Raw genomic sequence first — 24,300 nt, 5'->3', positions numbered from 1 at the left:
ATTTTTTGGTATTGCTTTGGGACTCAGTCTCGCCTTTGGCATTTGTTTTATCATACTATTTATTGCATACAATATTCTTTACCATCGAGTGAACAAAAATTTTAAGGCGGTGAATCATGATTAGTCAAATGTTAATGATTTTTACCTTGCTTACAATTTGGATTTCTCTAGCTTGGGGCTTGGTAATTCTCTTTTCGGCAGTACACTTTTGGTTTAAACACAGTGATTTTCGTGTGGATACCTCGCCACTACCTTATTACCCGAAGGTTACCATTGTTGTTCCTGCTCATAATGAGGATGTGGTTATTGCCCAAACAGCAAAAGCCATCTTGGATATGAACTATCCTCACGACCGTGTGGAGTTACTCCTGTTTGCGGATAACTGTTCGGATAACACCTATGCAGAATGTTTGTCTGTACAAGCCATGCCTGAATATGCAGAAAGAAATCTGACTATTATCGACCGTACTGGTACGGGAGGAAAAGCAGGCGTTCTAAATGATGCTTTGGAGATGGCAACAGGTGAATACATCTGTGTTTATGATGCAGATGCCATGCCTGAAAAAAATGCCTTATATTTCCTTGTGAAAGAAGTGATGAAGGACCCAGAACGTCACGTGGCATCTTTCGGTCGCAACAAGACTCGAAACGCCAATCAAAATTTCTTGACACGTTGTATTAACCAAGAGATCGTTGTTACTCAGCGCGTGCACCACGTTGGGATGTGGCATCTCTTTAAAATTGGGCGTATCCCAGGGACCAACTTTATCATTCAAACCGACTTTGTAAAGAGTATTGGAGGTTGGAAAAATGGTGCCTTAACCGAGGATACAGATATTTCCTTCAAAATCATGCAGAGTGGTAAATTGATTGCCCTTGCCTATAATTCAGAGGCTTTCCAACAAGAACCTGAAACCTTAAAGAGTTACTATATGCAGCGTAAACGTTGGGCGAAAGGAAATTATGAGGTTGTTCTTTCGAACTTTAAGCATTTATTTGGCAGAGCAAACTGGCGTGTTAAATTAGAAGTTTTTAACTATTCATGTGTTTTCTTTTGGTTTAACTTTGCCATAGTTCTATCAGATTTGATTTTCCTAGCGAATGTGCTAGCAATCTGCCTTAATCTTTTCTTCCCAGATGTCAGGGTTCCATTTGCTTTTGATGCGGACAATATCTACATTGCCCAGCTCATGCTTTTTAACTGGATACTCATGATTGGTCTCTATTTGATGCAAATTATGACAGCATTGGCAAGTCAATTTGGACAAGCGACGACAAAACAAATCTGGTTAGCCTTGGCAGCATATTTCTCTTACGCACAGATGTTTATCGTTGTTTCCATTGATTCTATTTCTTCAATCGTTCTGGACAAGGTACTCCGACGAAAAGAAACCAAGTGGGTTAAAACCAAACGATTTGCAGGATAGGAGGATTTATGAAAACGAATAAATTAAAATATGTCTGGTTTGTGCTCATCCTTTCTATCTTTTGTTTAGCCTTGTTTTTAGCAAGAGGAAGGACTAAAATCGAGATGCGTAATCGAATTTACAGCCAATGGAGCCAACAGTTCCTTGTTACAAAAGGCGATCAGTCTTATGTTCGTACGACGAATGATTCGGAGGAGACAACAGTTCTATCTGAAGCCCAAAGTTATGGCATGCTCATAACGGTTTTAGCAGCCCAAAAAGGGCAAGCAACACAAGCAGATTTTGAGAATCTTTATCGCTATTACCAAAATCATCGTATCGAGGGAACGCAGTTGATGTCTTGGAAGCAAGTGATCACAAATGGTAGCGAAACGGTTGAGAAGCAAAATGCAACCGATGGTGATCTCTATATCGCTTATTCTTTGATTGAGGCTGCCAAGCAGTGGCCGAATAAGGCGCAGGAATACCAAACACAAGCTAAAAAAATCTTAGAAGAAATTCTTCGATACAATTACAATGAAGAGACAGGAGTGCTAACAGTAGGAAACTGGGCAAATAAGGATTCTGATTATTATTACTTGATGCGGACGTCTGATACTCTTCCTCACTATTTCCAGTCTTTCTATGACCTGACTGGAAATAAACAGTGGTTAGATGTTAAGGATAAGATGCTTGGCCAACTAGAGCAAATCAGTTCTCATTCTGATACGGGTCTCTTGCCAGACTTTATCTGGGCTGAGAAGTCAGGGGCACGTCTTGTTGATGCCAACACTATCGAATCTCAATACGATGGAGCGTATTCTTATAATGCTTGCCGTTTGCCATATCACTTGTCACAGAGTCAGGATGAAAGAAGCCAAAAACTCGTTCAAAAGATGATGGATTTCTTTATGAAAGAGCAACGTATTTATGCTGGTTATGACTTGAATGGAACTGCCCTCAATCAATACCAGGCAGGTAGTTTCTTGGCCCCGATTACCTATGCGTCTGACAAGGGAGAAGGCTATCTGAAACTTCTTCAGCAAAATAAATACATTTTCACACAAGATTTACCTTTGGACAACTACTATGATGCAACGATGATTACCATGATTGCTCTAGAGATGTTCTAGAATGAAAAGAGAGGGTTAGTTTAACTGGCTCTCTTTTTGATAGGATTTTCATCTTTTTTCAAAAAAGGAATTTCATCAGCTTTATGGTATAATGGAAAGAGTGATGGAAAAGAGGTAGAGAGATGGATGCGAAATTAAAATACAAGGCAAAGAAGATTAAAATCGTCTTTTTTGATATCGATGATACCTTGCGTACGTCAAAGACAGGTTTTATTCCAGCTACAATTCCTACTGTTTTTAAACAGTTGCGTGAAAAAGGAATTTTAACAGGAATCGCCTCTGGACGTGGTATTTTCGGTGTTGTTCCAGAGATTCGTGAGCTCAAGCCGGACTTTTTTGTAACCCTAAATGGGGCCTATATAGAAGATAAAAAAGGCCAGGTCATTTATCAGCATCAGATTGACAAGTCAGATGTTGAGGAGTATATCTCTTGGACTAAGCGAGAGGGAATTGAATATGGCTTGGTTGGTAGTCATGACGCCAAACTCTCTACGCGAACAGAACTGATCAGTGAGGCTATTGACCCGATTTATCCAAACTTGGATGTGGATCCTGACTTCCATGAAAAAGTAGAGATTTATCAGATGTGGACCTTTGAAGATAAAGGAGATGCCTTGCGCTTGCCAAAGTCTTTATCGGATAAACTTCGCATGGTGCGTTGGCACGAACATTCATCTGATATCGTTCCGATTTCAGGATCCAAAGCAACTGGTGTAGCCAAGGTGGTAGAACATCTAGGCTTGAAACCAGAGAATGTCATGGTCTTTGGAGATGGGCTCAATGACTTGGAACTCTTTGATTATGCTGGAATCAGTATTGCTATGGGTGTTTCCCATGATAAAATCAAAGAAAAAGCAGATTATATTACAAAAACAGTAGAAGAAGATGGCATTTTTAATGCCTTAGAAGGATTTGGTATGGTAGAAAAAGAATTGCATTTCCCACAAGTAGAAATTGAAACAGTAGAAGGTCCTCTTGCGACCATTAAGACAAATCACGGAGACTTGCGTATCAAGCTCTTCCCTGAACATGCTCCTAAAACAGTGGCTAACTTTGTTGCTCTGTCAAAAGACGGTTACTATGATGGTGTGATTTTCCACCGTATTATCAAGGACTTTATGATCCAAGGTGGAGATCCAACTGGTACTGGTATGGGTGGTGAGTCAATCTACGGTGACTCTTTTGAAGATGAATTTTCTGAAGAACTTTATAATATCCGTGGTGCCCTTTCTATGGCCAATGCTGGTCCAAATACCAATGGTAGCCAGTTCTTTATCGTTCAAAACCAACACTTGCCATACTCTAAGAAAGAGATTGCGCGTGGTGGCTGGCCTGAACCAATCGCTGAGATTTATGCCGAGCAAGGTGGAACTCCTCACCTTGACCGTCGCCATACTGTTTTTGGGCAATTGGTAGATGCAGAATCGTTTGCAGTCTTGGATGCCATTGCAGCTGTTGAGACTGGTGCAATGGACAAACCAGTTGAAGATGTAGTAATTGAAACGATTGAAATTGAGGACTAGAATGAAAATTGGTGATAAGCTAACTGGGCGTATTACAGGAATTCAGCCCTATGGTGCCTTTGTTGAGTTAGAGACAGGGGTGACAGGGCTGATTCACATCTCGGAGATTCGGACGGGATTTATTGAAAATATCTATGACATTTTAAAAATTGGCGATGAAGTCCAAGTTCAGGTGGTGGATTTTGATGAATACACTGGGAAGGCTAGTCTTTCTATCCGTACTTTGGAGGAAGAAAAACATCAATTGCCAAGACGGAGACGTTTTTCAAATGATCGAATCAAGCACGGTTTTGCGCCCCTTGCTCGAATGATGCCTGTTTGGACGCGTGAAGCATTAGAGCATTTAAAAAAGAAACCGTAAATACGATTATCTAAATCATTTGTAATATTAACATCATTTGTTATAATAAAAGTATGAAAGAAGAACAATTATTAAAACCAGGAGAGCGAATCAACCAGCTCTTTTCGACAGATATCAAGATCATTCAAAATAGAGAGGTGTTTAGCTATTCGGTGGATAGTGTTCTCTTGTCACGCTTTCCTCGCTTCCCTAAACGGGGGTTAATTGTGGACTTTTGTGCTGGAAATGGTGCAGTGGGACTTTTTGCTAGTTCACGTACTCAGGCGCGGATAATATCTGTAGAGATTCAGGAGCGCTTGGCGGATATGGCAGAGCGTTCGGTTCAGTTAAATGGCTTGGAAGAGCAGATGCAGGTCATCTGTGATGATTTGAAAAATATGCCTGCCCACATTCAGGGAAGTAAGGTGGATATGATTTTGTGCAATCCGCCTTATTTTAAGGTGGATCCGCATTCCAATCTGAACGAAAGTGAACACTACCTTCTGGCCAGACACGAAATTACGACTAACCTGAAAGAAATTTGCCGTAGTGCTCAGAGTATTCTCAAGTCTAATGGCCGTTTGGCCATGGTTCATCGTCCTGATCGACTCTTGGATATCTTGGACATGCTTCAACGCCACAATTTGGCACCTAAGCGCCTGCAATTTGTCTATCCTAAACGAGAGAAGGAGGCTAATATGCTCTTAATCGAAGCTATCAAGGATGGATCGACCAGTGGCTTTAAGGTCTTACCACCACTCATTGTTCACAATGATGATGGTTCCTATACACCAGAAATTCAAGAGATTTACTATGGATCATAAAGCCTATATGTACGTGGTGGAGTGCCGCGACGGGTCTTACTATACGGGCTATACAACGGATGTGAAGAGGCGCCTTGCCGTTCATAATAGTGGTAAGGGAGCAAAGTATACCCGAGCTCGCTTGCCAGTCAAACTCATCTATGTAGAGGGTTTTACCAGCAAAGAAGAAGCCATGTCTGCAGAAGCTCTCCTTAAACGTAAGAAACGTCCACAGAAAGAACGATTTTTATCCGAAAATCAAGAGAAAAATCTAGTCAACCATATTGATATCTAACGAGGAGTCTTTTGACTCCTCTTACTTTTGTCAAAAGAGGAAAAAAGTGCTACAATAAGATGAATAAATTTAAAGAGGTATTATCATGTCTAAGATTCTAGTATTTGGTCACCAAAATCCAGACTCAGATGCCATCGGGTCATCTGTAGCCTTTGCCTATCTTGCAAAAGAAGCTTATGGATTGGACACAGAAGCAGTAGCACTTGGAACTCCTAATGAAGAAACAGCTTTTGTTTTGAACTATTTTGGTGTAGAAGCACCACGCGTCATCACATCTGCTAAAGCAGAAGGTGCAGAACAAGTCATCTTGACTGACCACAATGAATTCCAACAATCAGTGTCAGATATTGCTGAAGTAGAAGTTTACGGAGTTGTGGATCACCACCGTGTGGCTAATTTTGAAACTGCCAGCCCACTTTACATGCGCTTGGAACCAGTTGGATCAGCGTCTTCTATCGTTTACCGCATGTTCAAAGAGCATGGTGTAGCTGTTCCTAAAGAAATCGCAGGTTTGATGCTTTCAGGTTTGATTTCAGATACTCTTCTTTTGAAATCACCAACAACACACCCAACCGATAAAGTCATTGCTCCTGAATTGGCAGAATTAGCAGGTGTCAACTTGGAAGAGTACGGTCTTGCTATGCTGAAAGCTGGTACAAACTTGGCTAGTAAATCTGCTGAAGAATTGATTGACATCGATGCTAAGACTTTTGAACTCAACGGCAATAAGGTTCGTGTTGCTCAGGTTAATACAGTGGATATTGCTGAAGTCTTGGAACGCCAAGCTGAAATTGAAGCTGCAATGCAAACTGCCAATACAGCAAACGGCTACACTGACTTTGTTTTGATGATTACAGATATCGTTAACTCAAACTCAGAAATCCTTGCTCTTGGATCAAACATGGACAAGGTAGAATCAGCCTTTAACTTTAAACTTGAAAACAACCACGCTTTCCTTCCAGGTGCCGTTTCACGTAAGAAACAAGTGGTGCCTCAGTTGACTGAGAGTTTTAATGGGTAATATTTAAAGAATATTTGAGACTGTTAATTTGACTATTTATAGAAGGTGATAGCATGATGCGATTGATTGAAGGACTGCGCTTTTTGGTTGAGGTTGTGGCAATCCTTGGTCTTTTCTCCGTGTCTGTGATACAAATTTCTTGGCTGGAAAAATTCCTATTTTTTCTTCTAGCAGTTCTATTAATCTTATTTTGGGCACGATATATGGCACCAAAATCTCCACATGCTTTTAAAAAATGGCATCGACTTGTTGCTGAGATATCGATTTTTATTTTAGTTAGTGGTAGTTTTTGGTATTTGTATGGATTACAAATAGGAATCCTATACTTAGTTCTGTCTTTTGGAAGTTTGGGTCTGCTTTATTATTTTCAGCTAGAGTGATTCTTATAATATAGTTAATGAATTATTTAAATGGTAATTATTTGACTGGAGATTGACACGAGAAAACAGTGTTTTCCTTATATCTAAAGGGGTTTCGGCTCCTTTTTTTCTAGGAGAGAAAGATGTTAGAAAATGGCGATTTGATTTTTGTGAAGGACCTTTCAGATATGGGGCAGGCCATCCAGGCTTCTACGGGGAACTATAGTCATGTAGCCATCTTTTTGGACGGTTTGATCTACCATGCTAGTGGGCAAGCAGGTGTCATCTGTCAAGAACCAGCTGATTTTTTTGAACAGACTCATCTCTACGACCTTTATGTCTATCCAGAGATGGAAGTTGACTTGGTGAAGGAGAGAGCTAGCAAACATTTGGGTGCACCCTATAATGCCTCTTTTTATCCAGATGGTTCTGGCTTTTATTGCTCCCAGTATATTGCTGAAATCCTACCGATTTTTGAAACTATTCCCATGAAATTTGGGGACGGGGAGCAGGAGATCAGTGATTTTTGGAGGGACTATTACAGGAAACTCGAACTTCCTGTGCCCCTGAATCAACCAGGGACCAATCCTAGTCAACTAGCAGCATCCCCTCTTTTAGAATGTAAAGAAAGGAATCTTTATGATTCAGATTTTTAATCCCTCCCGTTTGACTCAACAGCCATTTTTTATAGATTTGGTGGACTATCTGGACCAGCATGACGATGTGATCCTTCGAGAAATCAAGGCCCAGTTTCCAGATGTGGCAGTTGATAAACTCATGGAAGAGTATATAAAGGCAGGTTTGATCCGAAGGGAAAACAAACGTTATTCCCTTAATCTCCCTTTTCTAGAATCAATAGACAGTCTGGCCCTTGACCAAGAGATTTTTGTCAGAGAGGATAGTCCAGTCTATCAAGCTTTGCTGAAAAAGACTTTTGAGACAGAATTGCGCAATCAAACCAATGCTGCCATTTTAGTCGAAGGTACGGACTTTGCAAGAGAAAAGATGACCCTATCCAACTATTTCTACAAGGTCAAGCACCAATATCCTTTGACAGAAAAACAGCAGAAACTCTATGATATTTTAGGAGATGTTAACCCTGAGTATGCCCTCAAATATATGACGACTTTTTTGTTAAAATTCCTCAAAAAAGATCAACTGATGCAGAAACGCCGTGATATCTTTGTGGATAGTTTGGTCGTCCTAGGCTATATTGTTCAAAATGAAGAAGGGAAGTATGAGTTGGCTGTTGAGTTTGACAAGGAACGGTTGACTTTCTATTTACTTTAATTGCTTCATTTTGAGCAGATTGTTTGACTTTACTAAAGAATAAGCATAAACTAAATGTAAGCGATAACGTTTATCGTATTAAAAGCAAAGGAGACAGAGCTATGTCACTTGAAAATAAATTGGATCAAGCAACTGGTGCTATCAAAGAAGGATTTGGTAAAGTTACTGGCGATAGCAAGACAGAAGCAGAAGGCACTGTAGAAAAAACAGTTGCCAAAGCAAAAGAAGTTGTTGAAGATGCTAAAGGCGCTGTAGAAGGTGCCGTTGAAGGTCTTAAAAATTCATTTAAAAAAGAAGACTAAAAAAAATCAAGGGAATGTTTCCCTTGATTTTTTTTATAGATAACGTTCTGCGATAGCTGCGTCTCCAGGATAGTCTTCTTTCTTTCCTTGGACGATTTGGTAACAATCAGCTCCCTTACCAGCAATAATCACGGCATCGAGTTCTTGATTTGTGATGGCCATCGCGGCCTTGATGGCTTGTTCACGATCGGCAATCTTTTCAACAGGATGACTGATATAGCTGCTGATTTCTTCAGCAATGGCCATTGGATCTTCATAGTTGGGGTCATCCGCAGTTAGAAAGACTTGAATTTCAGGATGTTGATCGAGGAGAAGACCAAAATCCTTACGACGGCTTTCGCCCTTGTTTCCAGTCGAACCGAGAACCAGGGCAATCTTTCCAGTTTGATGGGTTTCAACAACAGAAATCAGTTTTTTCAGACTATCACCATTGTGGGCATAGTCGATGAAGACCTTAGCTCCATTTTTCTGAGTGAGAACTTCCATACGTCCAGGAACGCGGGTTGCAGCGATCCCTTTTTTGATGTCCTCCAGACTGGCACCTAGACGAAGACAGGCAAGTCCTGCAGCAACTGCATTTTCTTGATTGAAGTGGCCGATGAGTTGGATATCATAATCACCAGCGAGTTTACCTGTAGCTGAAAAGCTAAAGGCTTTGGAGTTCTCGAGTTGGTTACTTGACTGGCTACCATAGAAGTCATGTTCTTGATTTTCTACTTGTTCTTTCAATACAGAAAAGTGGTCCATGTCGCTATTAATGACAACTGCTCGGCTATTTTTCATCAAGAGACGTTTGTGATAGAAGTAGTCTTCAAAGCTAGGATGCTCAATCGGACCGATATGGTCAGGAGTGATGTTAAGAAAGACACCTACATCAAAGGTCAGGCCATAGACTCGATGAACAAGATAGGCTTGGCTAGAGACTTCCATTACAAGATGGGTTCGACCATTCTTAACAGCCTGAGCCATCATATCGAAAAGATCGATATTTTCAGGTGTTGAGAAGGAAGATTTAAAGAAGGTCTCGCCATCCAGAGTTGTGTTCATAGTTGACAAGAGAGCTGTTGGGTAGCGTTGAGATAGGATGTGGTAAGCAAAGTAAGCTGCTGTTGTCTTTCCTTTGGTCCCTGTGAAAGCGAGAATTTTGAGTTTCTCTTGGGGATTTCCATAAAATTCCATTGCGATCAAACTCATGGCTTTCTTAATGTCGTTCACGACAATAACAGGAATACCGACCTCGTAGTCCATTTCAGCTACATACCAACCTAACCCCTGCGAGATAGCTGAGAGTAGATATTCTTTTTTAAAGGCAGCACCTTTTGCAAAAAAAAGAGTCCCTTCTTTTACTTTTCTGCTGTCATAACTGATGTTATCAAAAAAAACATCACTGTAGTTGTAGTGGTAATGTCCTTGGTCAATAATCTCGCGAAAAAGGCCATCCTTCTTTAAAATATCTAATACGGTTTCAATCTTAATCATACTTTCTATTATAAACTTCAAGTCTGAATTTTACAAGTAACAAGGAAAAGTTTATAATGGAAGATAAGGAACTTTTCCTAGTTATCAAAATTGAATGAGGAAGCTATGTCTAACGAAAACAATCACCAGCAAGCCCAGATGTTGCGAGGGACTGCTTGGCTAACAGCTAGTAACTTTATTAGTCGCCTCCTTGGTGCTATCTACATTATTCCCTGGTATATCTGGATGGGGACCTATGCTGCCAAGGCCAATGGACTCTTTACTATGGGCTACAATATTTACGCCTGGTTCTTGCTGATTTCAACAGCAGGTATACCTGTTGCGGTTGCCAAACAAGTGGCTAAGTACAATACCATGCGAGAAGAAGAGCATAGCTTTGCCTTGATTCGGAGTTTCCTAAGCTTTATGACGGGCTTGGGCTTAGTCTTTGCTTTGGTCTTGTATCTCTTTTCTCCCTGGTTAGCAGACTTGTCAGGTGTGGGGAAAGACCTGATTCCCATCATGCAGAGTTTGGCTTGGGCGGTCTTGATTTTCCCATCTATGAGTGTCATCCGGGGCTTCTTCCAAGGGATGAACAATCTGAAACCCTATGCTATGAGTCAAATCGCTGAGCAGGTGATCCGTGTTATCTGGATGTTGATGGCAACCTTCTTCATTATGAAGATGGGTTCTGGTGACTACCTATCAGCCGTTACCCAATCGACCTTTGCGGCCTTTGTGGGGATGGTGGCAAGTTTTGCAGTTTTGATCTACTTCCTTGCCCAAGAAGGTTTGCTCAAAAGAGTCTTTGAAACACGGGATAAGATCAATAGTAAGCGACTCTTAGTCGATACTATCAAGGAAGCCATTCCCTTTATCCTAACAGGATCAGCCATTCAGCTCTTCCAGATTTTAGACCAAATGACCTTTATCAATAGTATGAAGTGGTTTACCAACTATAGCAATGAAGACTTGGTTGTCATGTTTTCTTATTTCTCTGCCAATCCGAATAAAATTACCATGATTTTAATCTCTGTGGGAGTTTCGATTGGGAGTGTCGGCTTGCCGCTGTTGACTGAAAACTATGTGAAAGGTGACTTGCAGGCAGCGGCTCGCCTAGTCCAAGATAGCCTCACTATGCTCTTCTTATTTCTACTGCCAGCAACGGTCGGAGTTGTCATGGTAGGAGAACCGCTCTATACAGTCTTTTATGGTAAGCCAGATAGTCTGGCTATGGGTTTATTTGTCTTTGCAGTTTTGCAGTCTACTATCCTAGGATTGTATATGGTCTTGTCTCCCATGCTTCAGGCTATGTTCCGAAACCGCAAGGCAGTTCTTTACTTCATCTATGGTTCCATTGCTAAGATCGTCTTGCAACTGCCAACCATTGCTATTTTCCATAGTTACGGTCCCTTGATTTCAACGACTATCGGCTTGATTATTCCGAATGTCCTGATGTACCGTGACATCTGCCAGGTAACGGGTGCTCGTCGAAAGATTATCTTGAAGAGAACCATTTTGATTACCATCTTGACCCTTGTCATGTTTATCCTAGTTGGCTTCTTGCAGTGGATAATCGGTTTTGTTTTCCAACCAAGTGGACGTTTCTGGAGTTTCCTTTATGTGGCTCTCATCGGAGGGCTTGGAGGAGGTCTTTATGGTTTGATGAGCCTACGGACACGACTCTTGGACAAGATAATCGGCAAAGCTCAAGCAGATCGGCTACGTACACGATTGAAAATATCGTAAAAATATTTATAAATAAAAGTAATGAATTTAATCTTTCTTTAACAGAAAGGTTTTTATACTACATTTTTCTTAAAAAAAGAGAACTTTTTCTAAAATTAAGAGCAAAAAATATGTTTTTTAAGTTTTTCTTCAGAAATTACTTGACTAAATAAAACTAAAGCTGTATAATAAGACAAAACTTTTAAACAGGAGGTTCTTGAAATGAAAAAGTCTAAGGCCAAGTATCTGACACTTGCAAGTGTCGTGTTAAGCGCAGGTATCTTACTGAGCGCATGTGGAAATTCAAGTAGCGCTACTAAAACATATAACTATGTTTATTCGAACGATCCATCTAGTTTGAACTATCTTGCAGAAAACCGTGCAACAACCAATGACATCGTGACCAATTTGGTGGATGGGTTGATGGAAAATGACCAATACGGTAACTATGTTCCATCATTGGCAGAGGATTGGACTGTTTCTCAGGACGGTTTGACCTATACTTACAAATTGCGTAAGGATGCAAAATGGTATACTTATGAGGGTGAAGAATACGCCCCTGTAACGGCCCAAGACTTTGTGACAGGTTTGAAATATGCTGCTGATAAAAAATCCGAAGCCTTGTACCTGGTTCAAGACTCTGTAGCAGGTTTGGATGACTATATCAACGGGAAAACAACTGACTTTTCAACTGTTGGTGTTAAGGCAATCGACGACCAAACAGTTCAGTACACTTTGACACGTCCAGAATCTTATTGGAATTCTAAAACAACTTCAACCATTCTCTTCCCTGTCAATGCAGATTTCCTGAAATCAAAAGGGGATGACTTTGGTAAGGTAGACCCTTCTAGTATTTTGTACAATGGACCTTTCTTAATGAAATCTTTTGTTTCAAAATCTGTTATCGAATTCAAGAAAAATCCCAACTACTGGGATGAAAAAAATGTCTTTGTGGATGATGTGAAATTGGCCTATTATGATGGTAGTGACCAAGATGCACTAGCACGTAACTTTGTAGAAGGAGTCTATAGCTACGCGCGTCTCTATCCAAATAGCTCAAGCTTTGAAGGCATTAAAGAGAAGAACAAGGATAACATCATCTATAGTATGCAAAATGCAACTTCTTATTACTTGAACTTCAACTTGGACAGAAAGTCTTATAACTTCACTTCTAAGTCATCAGATATCGAAAAGAAATCAACCCAAGAAGCAGTTCTGAATAAAAACTTCCGTCAAGCCTTCAACTATGCTTATAACCGTACTGCCTATGGAGCACAATCTCAAGGGGAGGACGGAGCAACGAAGATTATTCGTAACTTGGTTGTACCTCCAACATTTGTAAGTATCAACGGAAAAGACTTTGGCGATGTTGTTTCAGAAAAGATGGTCAACTATGGCCAAGAATGGCAAGGAATCAACTTTGCGGACGCGCAAGACCCATACTACAATCCTGATAAAGCTAAGGCTAAATTTGCGGAAGCTAAGAAAGAATTGGAAGCTAAGGGTGTGCAATTCCCAATCCACTTGGATGTATCAGTTGACCAATCAGCTAAAAAAGGTGTACTTGAAGCAAGTTCTTTGAAACAATCCATCGAATCTGTTCTAGGAGCTGAGAATGTGGTTATCGATATCCAACAGATATCAACAGATGAGTTTAACAACTCTAGCTACCTCGCTCAAACTGCAGCTCAAAAAGACTTTGATATCTATAATGGCGGTTGGAGTGCGGACTACTTGGACCCATCAAGCTATCTAGATATCCTAAATGTCAATAACGGTGGTATGTTGCAAAACCTTGGTCTAGAACCAGGTGAGGTCAATGACAAGGCTAAGGCAGTTGGTCTGGATACTTACACTCAAATGTTAGAAGAAGCGAACAAGGAGCAAGAACCAGCAAAACGTTATGAAAAATATGCTGAAGTTCAAGCTTGGCTCGTTGATAGCGCCCTTGCTATTCCAAACGTTTCTCAAGGTGGAACACCGACCTTGAGAAAGACAGTTCCATTCTCATCACCATTCTCACAAGCTGGAAATAAGGGTGTCGAATCATACAAGTATCTCAAGTTGCAAGATAAGACTGTAACGGCTGATGAGTATGAAAAAGCTAAAGAAAAATGGCTAAAAGAAAAAGAAGAATCAAATAAAAAAGCCCAAGAAGAACTGGCAAAACACGTTAAATAACCAGTCTATTCAACAGGAAAAACGATAGTTTCTCAAGGAACTATCGTTTTTATATAGTTTGAAACTATAACTAGCTCTTGAAAACAAGAAAATGAGTTAGTGAAAATAAGTGGTACAATAGTTACTATAGATTTGGAGGTATTGTATGAGCAAAGAACTACACATCAACACAATTTTGGCCCAGGCTGGTATCAAGTCAGATGAGGCTACAGGTGCCTTGGTAACACCGCTTCATTTTTCAACCACTTATCAGCATCCAGAGTTCGGTCAGTCTACGGGATTTGACTATACTCGTACCAAAAACCCAACTCGCAGTAAGGCGGAGGAAGTCTTGGCGGCAATCGAATCAGCAGATTATGCCCTAGCGACAAGCTCAGGTATGGCTGCGATTGTACTGGCTTTTAGTGTTTTTCCAGTAGGAAGTAAAGTCTTGGCTGTACGCGATCTGTATGGGGGTTCTTTCCGTTGGTTCAATCAAGTCGAGCAAGAAGGCCGTTTCCATTTTACCTATGCCAATACAGAAGAAGAGTTGATTGCTGAGTTGGAGAAAGATGTGGATGTTCTCTATATTGAAACACCAACTAATCCCTTGATGTTGGAATTTGATATTGCCAAACTAGCCAAACTAGCTCATGCCAAGGGTGCCAAGGTAGTGGTGGACAATACCTTCTACAGTCCGATTTACCAACGTCCGATTGAAGATGGTGCGGATATCGTTCTTCATTCTGCCACCAAGTACTTAGCAGGGCACAATGATGTTTTAGCTGGGGTGGTTGTGACTAATAGTTTAGAACTATATGAACAACTGTTCTACAATCTCAATACGACTGGTGCGGTCTTGTCACCATTTGATAGTTATCAGTTGATTCGTGGTCTTAAAACTCTACCTCTTCGTATGGAGCGTTCTACAGCCAATGCCCAAGAAGTGGTTGCCTTTTTGAAGGATTCACCTGCTGTCAAGGAAGTGCTCTATACTGGACGTGGGGGTATGATTTCCTTTAAAGTAGTGGATGAAAAACGTATTCCTCATATTTTAAATAGCCTCAAGGTCTTCTCATTTGCAGAAAGTTTGGGTGGGGTAGAGAGTCTGATCACCTATCCGACGACGCAAACCCATGCGGATATTCCGGCAGAAGTGCGCCATTCCTATGGCTTAACAGATGACCTCTTGCGTTTATCCATTGGGATTGAAGATGCTAGAGATTTGATTGCGGACTTGCGCCAAGCTTTGGAAGGATAAGATAGATATGGGAAAATATGATTTTACAAGCCTGCCCAATCGTTTTGGGCACCATACCTATAAATGGAAAGAATCAGAAGCTGATCGAGAAGTTCTACCAGCCTGGATAGCAGATATGGACTTTGTGGTTTTGCCTGAGGTTCGACGAGCTGTACAAGCCTACGCAGATCAGTTGGTCTATGGCTATACTTATGCTAGTGATGCTTTGATTCAGTCGGTTCAGGACTGGGAAGCCACACAACATGGCTATCACTTTGATAAGGATGCCCTCGTCTTTATTGAGGGAGTGGTACCAGCTATTTCAACAGCCATTCAAGCCTTTACAAAAGAAGGAGAGGCTGTCCTGATTAACACACCGGTCTATCCACCCTTTGCACGCAGTGTCAAACTGAACAATCGCAGATTGATTACCAATTCTTTGGTGGAAAAGGATGGGCTGTTTGAGATTGACTTTGACCAGTTGGAGAATCAATTGGTAGAAGAGGATGTGAAGCTTTATATCCTTTGCAATCCCCACAATCCTGGTGGACGTGTTTGGGAAAAGGAAGTGTTAGAAAAGATTGGGCATCTCTGCCAAAAACATGGTGTTTTGTTGGTTTCAGATGAGATTCACCAAGATTTGGCTCTCTTTGGTCGCAAACACCAGTCATTCAATACCATTGATCCCGCTTTTAAAGACTTTGCCCTTATCTTGAGTAGTGCCACTAAGACCTTTAATATTGCTGGGACCAAGAATTCCTATGCAGTTATTGAAAATCCCAAGCTTCGTGTGGCTTTCCAAAAACGCCAGTTGGCCAATAACCAACATGAAATCTCAGGCTTGGGTTATTTGGCGACAGAAGCTGCCTACCGTTATGGTAAGGACTGGTTAGGAGAACTAAAAGAAGTTATCGAGGACCACATTAACTATGTAGTGGATATTTTGGGCAACGAAACCAAGATTAAGGTCATGAAACCACAAGGTACCTACTTGATCTGGCTTGATTTTTCAGTCTATGAGCTAACGGATGACCGCTTGCAAGAGCTTTTGAAGAATGAAGCCAAGGTTATCTTGAATCGAGGTTTGGACTTTGGAGAGGAGGGAACTCTTCATGCCCGCCTCAATGTGGCTATGCCGAAGTCAGTACTGGAAGAGGTTTGCCAACGCATCGTGACCACTTTTGCTACACTTTAAAAATCGAGCCTTCTAGGAGAAAAGTCTTCCTAGAAGGCTATTTTCGTAGGGGAAAATGTGGTATAATGAAAAGATAAGATAAAGGGGTAACTATGGCTAAATTGATTCCGGGAAAGTTGCGCATGGAGGGGGTTGCACTCTATGAAACAGGCAACATTGAGATAATCAAGGAAAAAGGGAATCGCCTCTATACTCGTGTGGCGGGAGAAGACTTGCGCTACAGTTTAGAGGATGATCTTGTTTTTTGTGCTTGCGATTTTTTCCAAAAAAGAAGTTACTGTGTTCACCTCGCAGCGCTCGAGCATTATCTGAAGAATGATGAAGAAGGCCAGGTGATTTTACAAGCCTTAGAAAAAGGACATGAAGAGCAAGAAGAGGTCGAAACCAAGGTTAGTTTTGGCGGTAGTTTTTTGGAGTGTATCCAACCTCAGAAGAGAGAGAAAATCTACACTTTGTCGTCTCAAGGCCAGGTGGAAGCTGGAACCAATCGCCTCCTTTGGACTCTCCGAATCGGTTTAGCTGATAGTCAAAAATATTATGTCATTCGTGACATCCCTCTCTTTTTGAAGGTCTTAGTCCATCGAAAGCCATATATGATTGGGAAGCACTATGAAAATGACTTGTCTTGGGATGCTTTTGATACAGCTAGTCAAGAAGTTCTTACTTTTTTATGTGGCTTAATTGAGGAGGGACTGAGTCAAGACCTCTTTTTCCCCAATCAAGGTCGTCACCTCTTTTTCCCTCTGACCTTTTTTGAGCAGGGAGTGGAGTTGCTGATGAACTTGGAAGATTTTCATTTCGAACATCAGATTACTAGTTATGAAAATCTTCTCTTTCATGATTTAGATCCAGATGCAGAGATTTTCTCTTTTTCCGTGCAGGAGTATCCCGATTATTTTGAGATGGAAATTTCTGAGACTGACCGAGTTAACGTATTCTATGGAGGGGCAGTTCTCTTTCGTAAGGGGAATCTTTATCTCTTAAACCCTAAACAAATCAGCCTCCTAAAGGAAATCAAAGAGCTCCCTCAGGAGGAAAGAGGGAGAAAATGCCTCCAGTTTGACAACAGTGATCGTGACCGTCTGGCCGCCTGCCTGCCTTTGTTTAGACAGCTAGGAACAGTTTCTGCTCCTGAGCGCTTACAAATACGATCCTTTTCACCAATCTTTTACTTTGATAGGGAGGATGACGGCCGCATCCGTTTGGATATCCAGTTTGACTATGGAGATGTTAAGGTGACTAGTCGTCAACAGCTGGAACAATTACCTTTTTCAAGCTATGCCGTCTTGGAAAATCAGCTATTTCAAGTCTGTTTAGGGGCTGGTTTTGAGGCTGATTTTCAGTCTTGGAGACAGGCTTTGAAGCCAGAGGCAGTTTATTCTTTCTTTCACCATACGATTCCAGCTTTTGAGAAATTAGGTCAGGTTTTCTTGTCTGATGAGATGAATCAGTTCTACAGCGTCCAAGCTCCTCAGGTTCAGATTGAGTCCAAGGGAGGACTGTTGGAAATTCAATTTGATTTCCAAGGGATTGCACAAGAAGAGATTGATCAAGCTCTTAAAGCCCTGACCAGCAATCAGGATTTCTATATCAGTTCTTCTGACCAAGTGTACTTTTTTGATGAGGAAACCAAGCAGATTCGTCAAAACTTGCAGGAACTGGGGGTTGAGCTAAAAGATGGTTCTTTCCAAGTGCGAAAATCCCTAACTTATAGCCTTTCTCAGCTTTTTGAAGGTCGGGACAGGATCTCCTTCTCGGAAGAATTTCAGCATTTAGCTCATGATTTGACTCATCCAGAGGATTTTCCTTTGGGAGATATACGGGTTCAGGCGAGTTTAAGAGACTACCAGGAAAAGGGTGTTCGTTGGCTCCAGATGCTTCATCACTATGGCTTTGGTGGCATCCTGGCAGATGATATGGGACTGGGAAAAACACTGCAAACCATCGCTTTTTTGACCAGTCAGGTGACCGAAGAAAGTCGGGTCTTGATTTTGGCTCCGTCAGGTTTGATCTACAATTGGGCAGATGAATTCAGGAAATTTGCCCCACAGTTGGATTTGGCTGTCGTTCATGGTTTGAAAGCGAACCGAGAAGCGATTCTTTCTGAAAATCACCAAATCTATGTGACTAGCTATGCCACCTTTCGTCAAGACAGCGAGCTTTATCAAGAGATGGCTTTTGATTTTCTCTTCTTAGATGAAGCTCAGGTTATGAAAAATGCCCAAACCAAGATTGCTCAGAGTTTGCGCCAGTTTGTGGTGCCAGCAGTTTTTGCTTTGTCAGGTACGCCTATCGAAAACCATTTGGGAGAGTTGTGGTCTATCTTTCAAATTGTGCTTCCAGGGCTCTTACCTAACAAGAAGGAGTTTATGAAATTACCGGCTGACCGGGTTGCGCAGTTTATCAAGCCCTTTGTCATGAGGCGTAAGAAAGAAGAAGTCCTTACAGAACTACCTGACCTGATCGAAGTCGTCTATAAAAATGAACTGGAAGATCAGCAGAAGGCTATCTATCTCGCCCAGTTGCAACAGATGCGAGACCGTCTAGCCCAAGTGACAGATCAAGAACTCCAAAGAAGTCGGGTAGAAATCTTATCTGGCCTCATGCGATTGCGCCAGATTTGCGATACGCCAGCTCTCTTTATGGACGATTACCAAGGAGCCAGTGGTAAACTCGATAGTCTCCGAGATTTATTGCTACAAGTGGCTGATGGTGGGCATCGGGTCTTGATTTTCTCCCAGTTCAAAGGAATGTTGGAAAAAATCGAGCAAGAACTCCCAGACTTGGGCTTGACCTCCTTCAAAATCACAGGTTCAACTCCTGCTCATGACAGACAGGAGATGACCAAGGCTTTTAACCAAGGGGAGAGAGATGCCTTTCTCATCTCCCTTAAGGCGGGTGGTGTTGGTCTCAATCTAACGGGAGCTGATACAGTTATTTTGGTTGACCTCTGGTGGAATCCGGCTGTCGAAGCCCAGGCTATCGGACGAGCCCACCGCATGGGGCAGGAGCAGATGGTCGAGGTCTATCGTTTGATTACCAAGGGGACCATTGAAGAAAAAATCCAAGAACTTCAAGAACAAAAGAAACATTTGGTTTCCCAAGTTTTAGATGGTACGGAGTCGCGTGCGAGTCTCAGTCTGGCAGAAATTCGTGAAATTTTGGGAATTTCTGAAGCCAGCACTTGAAAAATCAAGACAATACGCTATAATGAAGTGTTGAAAGGAAATACAAAATGAAACAAGATCGATTTCCATTGGTGTCAGATGATGAGATCATGCTGACCAAAATGCCAGTCATGGACTTGTACGATGAGTCAGACTTTATTAGCAATATCAAAGGTGATTACCGCGATAAGAACTATTTGGAGTGGTCTCCTATCAATGAGGAAGAAACCGTAGTTTCTCCAGTGGTTAATAAGGAGTCAAAGCCAAGTCCAGAACCTAAAAAAGTTGAAAAAACCTATGCTGAATTGGCTCGAGAAGAGGCGCGTGCGGACTTGAAAAAGAAACGTTCAGCCAAGTATTTGACTCAGGATGTTAGTCATACTAGACGACACAATGGTTCAACACTTGTTCGTCAAGGAAACCAACCAACAGCACCATTTCAAAAGGAAAATCCAGGTGAGTTTGCCAAATTTAGTAAAAACTTGAGCCAGTCTCACTATATCTTAGCTGAGAATGTTGGCCAAGTGGCGAATCCAACTCCGAAAACCCAAACGGAAAAAGCCAAAAAGAACAACTATGATTTTCTAAAGAAGAGTCAAATCTATAATAAAAAGAATAAGCAAACGGAACAGGAACGTCAGGTTGCCCAAGAGTTGAATCTGACAAGAATTACTGAGTAGGGGAGAAAAGCATGTCAAAAACATATCATTTTATTGGAATTAAAGGATCAGGGATGAGTGCCCTAGCCTTGATGTTGCACCAAATGGGACACAAGGTTCAAGGTTCAGACGTTGAAAAATATTACTTTACTCAACGTGGACTAGAGCAGGCAGGGATTGCCATTCTTCCTTTTGATGAAAAGAACCTACAAGGTGATGTGGAGATTATCGCGGGAAATGCCTTCCGTCCAGATAACAATGTTGAAATCGCCTATGCCGACAAAAATGGTATCAGCTACAAACGTTACCATGAATTCCTAGGTAGCTTTATGCGCGACTTTGTCAGCATGGGAGTGGCAGGAGCACATGGAAAAACTTCAACAACAGGTATGCTGTCACACGTCTTGTCTCACATCACAGACACCAGCTTTTTGATTGGAGACGGGACAGGTCGCGGTTCAGCCAATGCCAAATATTTTGTCTTTGAATCAGACGAATATGAGCGTCACTTCATGCCTTACCACCCAGAATACTCTATCATCACCAACATTGACTTTGACCATCCAGACTATTTTACAAGTCTAGAGGATGTTTTCAATGCCTTTAACGACTATGCCAAACAAATTACCAAAGGTTTGTTTGTATACGGTGAGGATCCTGAGTTGCGTAAGATCACAGCCAATGCGCCAATCTATTACTATGGGTTTGAAGCTGAAGGCAATGACTTTGTAGCTAGCGATCTCCTTCGTTCTACGACTGGATCAACCTTCACCGTTCATTTCCGTGGTCAAGAGTTGGGTCAATTCCACATTCCAACCTTTGGTCGTCACAATATCATGAACGCGACAGCTGTTATTGGTCTTCTTTACACAGCAGGTTTTGATTTAAACTTGGTTCGTGAACACTTGAAAACTTTTGCTGGTGTTAAGCGTCGTTTCACTGAGAAAATTGTCAATGATACAGTGATCATTGATGACTTTGCCCACCATCCAACAGAAATCATTGCGACCTTGGATGCGGCTCGTCAAAAATACCCAAGCAAGGAAATCGTGGCAATCTTCCAACCGCATACCTTTACAAGAACCATTGCCTTGTTGGACGAATTTGCCCATGCATTGAATCAAGCAGACGCCGTCTACCTAGCGCAAATCTATGGATCAGCTCGTGAGGTGGACCATGGTGATGTCAAAGTAGAAGACTTAGCCAATAAAATCAGCAAAAAACACCAGGTTATCACTGTTGAAAATGTTTCTCCACTCCTAGACCATGACAATGCTGTTTACGTCTTTATGGGTGCTGGAGACATCCAAACCTATGAATATTCATTTGAACGTCTTTTGTCTAACTTGACAAGCAACTTCCAATAAGGAAAACAGATGGAAATTCCAATCATAATAAGGCAAGCTACCTTATCAGATTTAGAAGAAATGTTGGCGATTGAAGAAGCCAATCCTACATCAGAAGAGGCATTTAGTCGCCAATCCTTAGAAGAGAGTATCCGCAAGACTGCGGGTACCTTTCTTGTAGCTGGGGATGAAAATCAGCTCCTAGGCTATGCTTTAGGAGAAGCTCAGTATCTTCATCCCAAATGGATAGAAATAAAATCATTGACCATTCATCCTGACCATTGGGGACAGGGTCTGGGAACTCTTCTTCTTGCAGCCTTGAAACAGGTGACAGTCGAACTAGATTATCAAGGTATTCTTTTGCAGAGTCCTGATGAACTACTATCTTATTTTGAAATGAATGGCTTTGTTGAAGAAGAAGTGACAGGGAGTCAATATGACAGTGGTTCTGAATGGTATCTGACTTGGGCTAATCCCTTTTATCAGGAGGAAATATGAAAATCAGACAAGCGAGATTTTCAGATTTAGATCGGATTATAGAGATAGAGCTAGAGAATTTCTCCCTTGAAGAGGCCATTCCTCGTTCCGTCTTTGAGGCGCATTTGCGGGAAATTCAGACCAGTTTTCTGGTAGCTGAAAAGGAGGGGCGTATTCTTGGTTATATCGAAGGTCCAGTCGTCCCACACCGCCATCTACATGATCAGTCCTTTACAGAAGAAATAAAAGACTATAGCCATCAACCTGGAGGTTATATTTCTGTGACTTGCCTATCTATTGCTAAGGAAGCACAAGCTTTGGGAGTTGGGAAAAGACTATTAAAGACTCTGAAAGAGGTCGCTTTAGAACATGAACGAGAGGGCATTAATCTGACGTGTCATGATTATCTTATCGCCTATTACGAAAAACATGGCTTTGTTAATGAAGGATTATCCCAGTCAAGCTTTGCTGGGGAAACCTGGTATGATATGGTTTGGCAGCCTGAAAATAAAGAAAACTAGCTAGGGAATGCCCTAGTTGGTTGCTTTTCTACGACTTTTAAGATATAATATTATGGATTGTCAACAAGGAGGTAATGCTTTTGACTGAAAAATCAAGAGAAGAAGAAAAATTAAGCTTTAAAGAGCAGATTCTACGTGATTTAGAAAGAGTAAAAGAACAAGATAAAAGAGAGAAAGAAGTAGAGATTCCAAATCTGACGGCTTCATCATCTCCAGCTAGTTCAGCAACTCCTTCAGATCTTGAACCAGAAACGTCAACAGAAGAGTTGATGGCTGATTCCCTATCTGTTGTCGATAAAATCCTAAAAAATGCACCAAGTGTTCCTCCACTTTCAAGTGCTAGAACTGATGAAACGGATGACCAAGAAGAGAAAGAGATTAGACAGCCAATCATTGACAAGATTGAAGTTGTAGAATCTGAAGAACCTCTAGTAGAGCCGATTCATCTGGCTGAAGAACCTGTAGTGGAACCTGTTCAACCTAAGGTAGAACCAGTTGAGCTTAAACCCGAAGAAAAAGAATTTAACGATACTCCGACTAAGGTTGCCGTAACCTATAAAACAGAAGACAAGAAAGAGGAAATCACCCCAGGAATGCCTGAAAGAGTTGAGCCTGTTTCTACAGAATCTAGCAGTGGATTAGCTGATGCTCCACGTCGTAGTCGTCGTCAAGGTGCAACACCAACTAAGAAAAAGAAAAAATCAAAAGCTAAAGGTTGCCTAGTAACAGTTCTAGTTCTCCTAGTACTCGTTGCAGTTGGTGGTTACTTTGGTTATGGTTACGTTCAAGATTCCTTGAAACCTGTGGATGCGAGCTCTAAAGACTACGTAACGGTTCAAATCCCAGACGGTGCAAATGTTCAAGAAATTGGAAGCACCTTGGAAAAATCTGGTTTGGTTAAACATGGCCTTATCTTTAGTCTTTATGCTAAATATTATAGCCATGCTAACTTGAAGTCAGGTTATTACAACTTGAAGAAGAGTATGAGTACGGATGAGTTGATTCAAGAATTGGAAAAAGGTGGGACTCCTGAAGCTCAGGCACCTGTTCTTGCAAACTTGACAATTCCAGAAGGCTATACATTAGAGCAAATCGCTCAAACAGTAGGACAACTTCAAGGTGAATTTAAAGAACCTCTTACTGCGGATGCTTTCTTGGCAAAAGCTCAAGATGAGACCTTTATCTCACAATTAGTAGCCAAGTATCCAAACCTACTTGGAAGTCTTCCAACAAAAGACAGTGGCGTTCGTTATCGTCTTGAAGGTTACCTTTTCCCAGCTACCTATACGATCAAAGACGGTACAACTGTTGAAAGTTTGATTGATGAGATGGTGGCTGCTATGGATAAGGCTATGTCACCATATTACGCTACGATCAAAGAAAAGAATCTGACAGTTAATGAATTGCTCAGCATTGCTTCTCTTGTCGAAAAAGAAGGTGCTAAGACCGAAGACCGCAAGAAGATCGCAGGTGTCTTCTATAACCGCTTGAATGTTGGTATGCCACTTCAAAGTAATATCGCTATCCTATATGCTCAAGGAAAACTTGGTCAAAAGATTAGTTTAGCAGATGACGCTGGAATTGATACAACGATTGATTCACCATACAATGTTTACACACACCTTGGCCTCATGCCTGGACCGGTTGATAGCCCAAGTTCGGATGCGATTGAAGCAAGTGTAAACCAGACAAAGAGTGAGTACTTGTACTTTGTAGCAAATGTTGAAGATGGTAAAGTATACTTTGCAACAACAAAAGAAGAACATGATCAAAACGTTGCAGAGCATATCAATAGCAAATTACCTCAAGCAAGTAGTTCAAACTAAAATTATGTGGTTTTCCACATAATTTTGTTTTAAAAAAGTAAATAGAAAAGA

General features: G+C 41.3%; 22 protein-coding genes. 21 read left to right on the top strand and 1 reads right to left on the bottom strand.

Annotated elements, in window-relative coordinates; genetic code table 11:
* Positions 1–116 precede the first annotated feature (116 nt).
* The 11 genes from ACT17O_RS07500 to ACT17O_RS07450 all read left to right on the top strand — a co-directional run bounded on the left by ACT17O_RS07500 (position 117) and on the right by ACT17O_RS07450 (position 8,472).
* Positions 117–1,427, top strand: a complete 1,311-nt coding sequence (locus tag ACT17O_RS07500) for a glycosyltransferase family 2 protein (RefSeq protein ID WP_444817360.1) — start codon at positions 117–119, stop codon at positions 1,425–1,427.
* Positions 1,428–1,435: 8 nt separating this feature from the next.
* Complete coding sequence (locus tag ACT17O_RS07495) at positions 1,436–2,539, top strand: glycosyl hydrolase family 8 (RefSeq protein WP_254726095.1); 1,104 nt, start codon at positions 1,436–1,438, stop codon at positions 2,537–2,539.
* 122 nt (positions 2,540–2,661) lie between these two features.
* Entirely contained in the window at positions 2,662–4,062 is a 1,401-nt protein-coding gene (locus ACT17O_RS07490) for a bifunctional Cof-type HAD-IIB family hydrolase/peptidylprolyl isomerase (RefSeq protein ID WP_444817359.1), read from the top strand.
* A 1-nt stretch (position 4,063) separates the two neighbouring features.
* Complete coding sequence (locus ACT17O_RS07485; RefSeq protein ID WP_000689618.1) at positions 4,064–4,423, top strand: S1 RNA-binding domain-containing protein; 360 nt, start codon at positions 4,064–4,066, stop codon at positions 4,421–4,423.
* Positions 4,424–4,476: 53 nt separating this feature from the next.
* A complete protein-coding gene (locus tag ACT17O_RS07480; protein ID WP_000657018.1) occupies positions 4,477–5,226 on the top strand; it encodes a tRNA1(Val) (adenine(37)-N6)-methyltransferase in 750 nt (249 codons plus the stop codon).
* Positions 5,216–5,500 carry a GIY-YIG nuclease family protein gene (locus tag ACT17O_RS07475; protein WP_268704997.1) on the top strand — a complete coding sequence of 95 codons (285 nt, stop codon included), beginning with the start codon at positions 5,216–5,218 and terminating at the stop codon, positions 5,498–5,500. The genes ACT17O_RS07480 and ACT17O_RS07475 overlap by 11 nt, the downstream gene beginning before the upstream one ends.
* Positions 5,501–5,585: 85 nt before the next feature.
* Positions 5,586–6,521, top strand: a complete 936-nt coding sequence (locus ACT17O_RS07470) for a manganese-dependent inorganic pyrophosphatase (protein ID WP_444817358.1) — start codon at positions 5,586–5,588, stop codon at positions 6,519–6,521.
* Between the two features lie 53 nt (positions 6,522–6,574).
* Positions 6,575–6,901 (top strand): DUF2568 domain-containing protein, encoded by a 327-nt coding sequence (locus tag ACT17O_RS07465; protein WP_180833378.1) that lies wholly within the window; start codon positions 6,575–6,577, stop codon positions 6,899–6,901.
* A 122-nt stretch (positions 6,902–7,023) separates the two neighbouring features.
* A complete protein-coding gene (locus ACT17O_RS07460; RefSeq protein WP_444817357.1) occupies positions 7,024–7,536 on the top strand; it encodes a YiiX/YebB-like N1pC/P60 family cysteine hydrolase in 513 nt (170 codons plus the stop codon).
* On the top strand, positions 7,520–8,170 hold the full coding sequence (locus ACT17O_RS07455; RefSeq protein ID WP_444817356.1) for a DUF1803 domain-containing protein: 651 nt from the start codon (positions 7,520–7,522) through the stop codon (positions 8,168–8,170). Before ACT17O_RS07460 ends, ACT17O_RS07455 begins: the two co-directional genes overlap by 17 nt.
* Positions 8,171–8,271: 101 nt before the next feature.
* Entirely contained in the window at positions 8,272–8,472 is a 201-nt protein-coding gene (locus ACT17O_RS07450) for a CsbD family protein (protein WP_000051179.1), read from the top strand.
* 33 nt (positions 8,473–8,505) lie between these two features.
* On the opposite strand, the gene ACT17O_RS07445 is transcribed toward ACT17O_RS07450, so the two are convergent.
* Positions 8,506–9,951, bottom strand: a complete 1,446-nt coding sequence (locus ACT17O_RS07445; protein ID WP_444817355.1) for a UDP-N-acetylmuramoyl-L-alanyl-D-glutamate--L-lysine ligase — start codon at positions 9,949–9,951, stop codon at positions 8,506–8,508.
* Between the two features lie 105 nt (positions 9,952–10,056).
* On the opposite strand from ACT17O_RS07445, the gene ACT17O_RS07440 reads away from it, so the two are divergent.
* The 10 genes from ACT17O_RS07440 (at position 10,057) to mltG (ending at position 24,249) form a co-directional block, all read left to right on the top strand.
* The gene (locus ACT17O_RS07440; RefSeq protein ID WP_444817354.1) at positions 10,057–11,679 is read left to right on the top strand and encodes a putative polysaccharide biosynthesis protein; all 1,623 of its coding nucleotides are present in this window, start codon (positions 10,057–10,059) and stop codon (positions 11,677–11,679) included.
* Positions 11,680–11,880: 201 nt separating this feature from the next.
* A complete protein-coding gene (locus ACT17O_RS07435) occupies positions 11,881–13,839 on the top strand; it encodes a peptide ABC transporter substrate-binding protein (protein ID WP_444817353.1) in 1,959 nt (652 codons plus the stop codon).
* 145 nt (positions 13,840–13,984) lie between these two features.
* Entirely contained in the window at positions 13,985–15,079 is a 1,095-nt protein-coding gene (locus ACT17O_RS07430; protein WP_000031946.1) for a cystathionine gamma-synthase, read from the top strand.
* Positions 15,080–15,086: 7 nt separating this feature from the next.
* Entirely contained in the window at positions 15,087–16,253 is a 1,167-nt protein-coding gene (locus ACT17O_RS07425) for a MalY/PatB family protein (RefSeq protein WP_084944194.1), read from the top strand.
* A 92-nt stretch (positions 16,254–16,345) separates the two neighbouring features.
* Positions 16,346–19,441: a DEAD/DEAH box helicase gene (locus ACT17O_RS07420; RefSeq protein WP_084944195.1), complete on the top strand. Its 3,096-nt coding sequence runs from the start codon at positions 16,346–16,348 to the stop codon at positions 19,439–19,441.
* 47 nt (positions 19,442–19,488) lie between these two features.
* Complete coding sequence (locus tag ACT17O_RS07415) at positions 19,489–20,100, top strand: hypothetical protein (protein WP_049519050.1); 612 nt, start codon at positions 19,489–19,491, stop codon at positions 20,098–20,100.
* 11 nt (positions 20,101–20,111) lie between these two features.
* Positions 20,112–21,446 carry a UDP-N-acetylmuramate--L-alanine ligase gene (gene murC / locus ACT17O_RS07410; protein ID WP_444817352.1) on the top strand — a complete coding sequence of 445 codons (1,335 nt, stop codon included), beginning with the start codon at positions 20,112–20,114 and terminating at the stop codon, positions 21,444–21,446.
* A gap of 9 nt (positions 21,447–21,455) precedes the next feature.
* Complete coding sequence (locus ACT17O_RS07405) at positions 21,456–21,923, top strand: GNAT family N-acetyltransferase (RefSeq protein WP_444817351.1); 468 nt, start codon at positions 21,456–21,458, stop codon at positions 21,921–21,923.
* Positions 21,920–22,423 (top strand): GNAT family N-acetyltransferase, encoded by a 504-nt coding sequence (locus tag ACT17O_RS07400; RefSeq protein ID WP_000702422.1) that lies wholly within the window; start codon positions 21,920–21,922, stop codon positions 22,421–22,423. Before ACT17O_RS07405 ends, ACT17O_RS07400 begins: the two co-directional genes overlap by 4 nt.
* 74 nt (positions 22,424–22,497) lie before the next feature.
* Positions 22,498–24,249, top strand: a complete 1,752-nt coding sequence (mltG, locus tag ACT17O_RS07395) for an endolytic transglycosylase MltG (protein WP_000927553.1) — start codon at positions 22,498–22,500, stop codon at positions 24,247–24,249.
* Positions 24,250–24,300 lie beyond the last annotated feature (51 nt).

It is taken from the genome of Streptococcus sp. HJ1, from assembly GCF_052399005.1.
Taxonomy (GTDB): domain Bacteria; phylum Bacillota; class Bacilli; order Lactobacillales; family Streptococcaceae; genus Streptococcus.
This window is presented reverse-complemented; position numbering and strand designations above follow the sequence as displayed.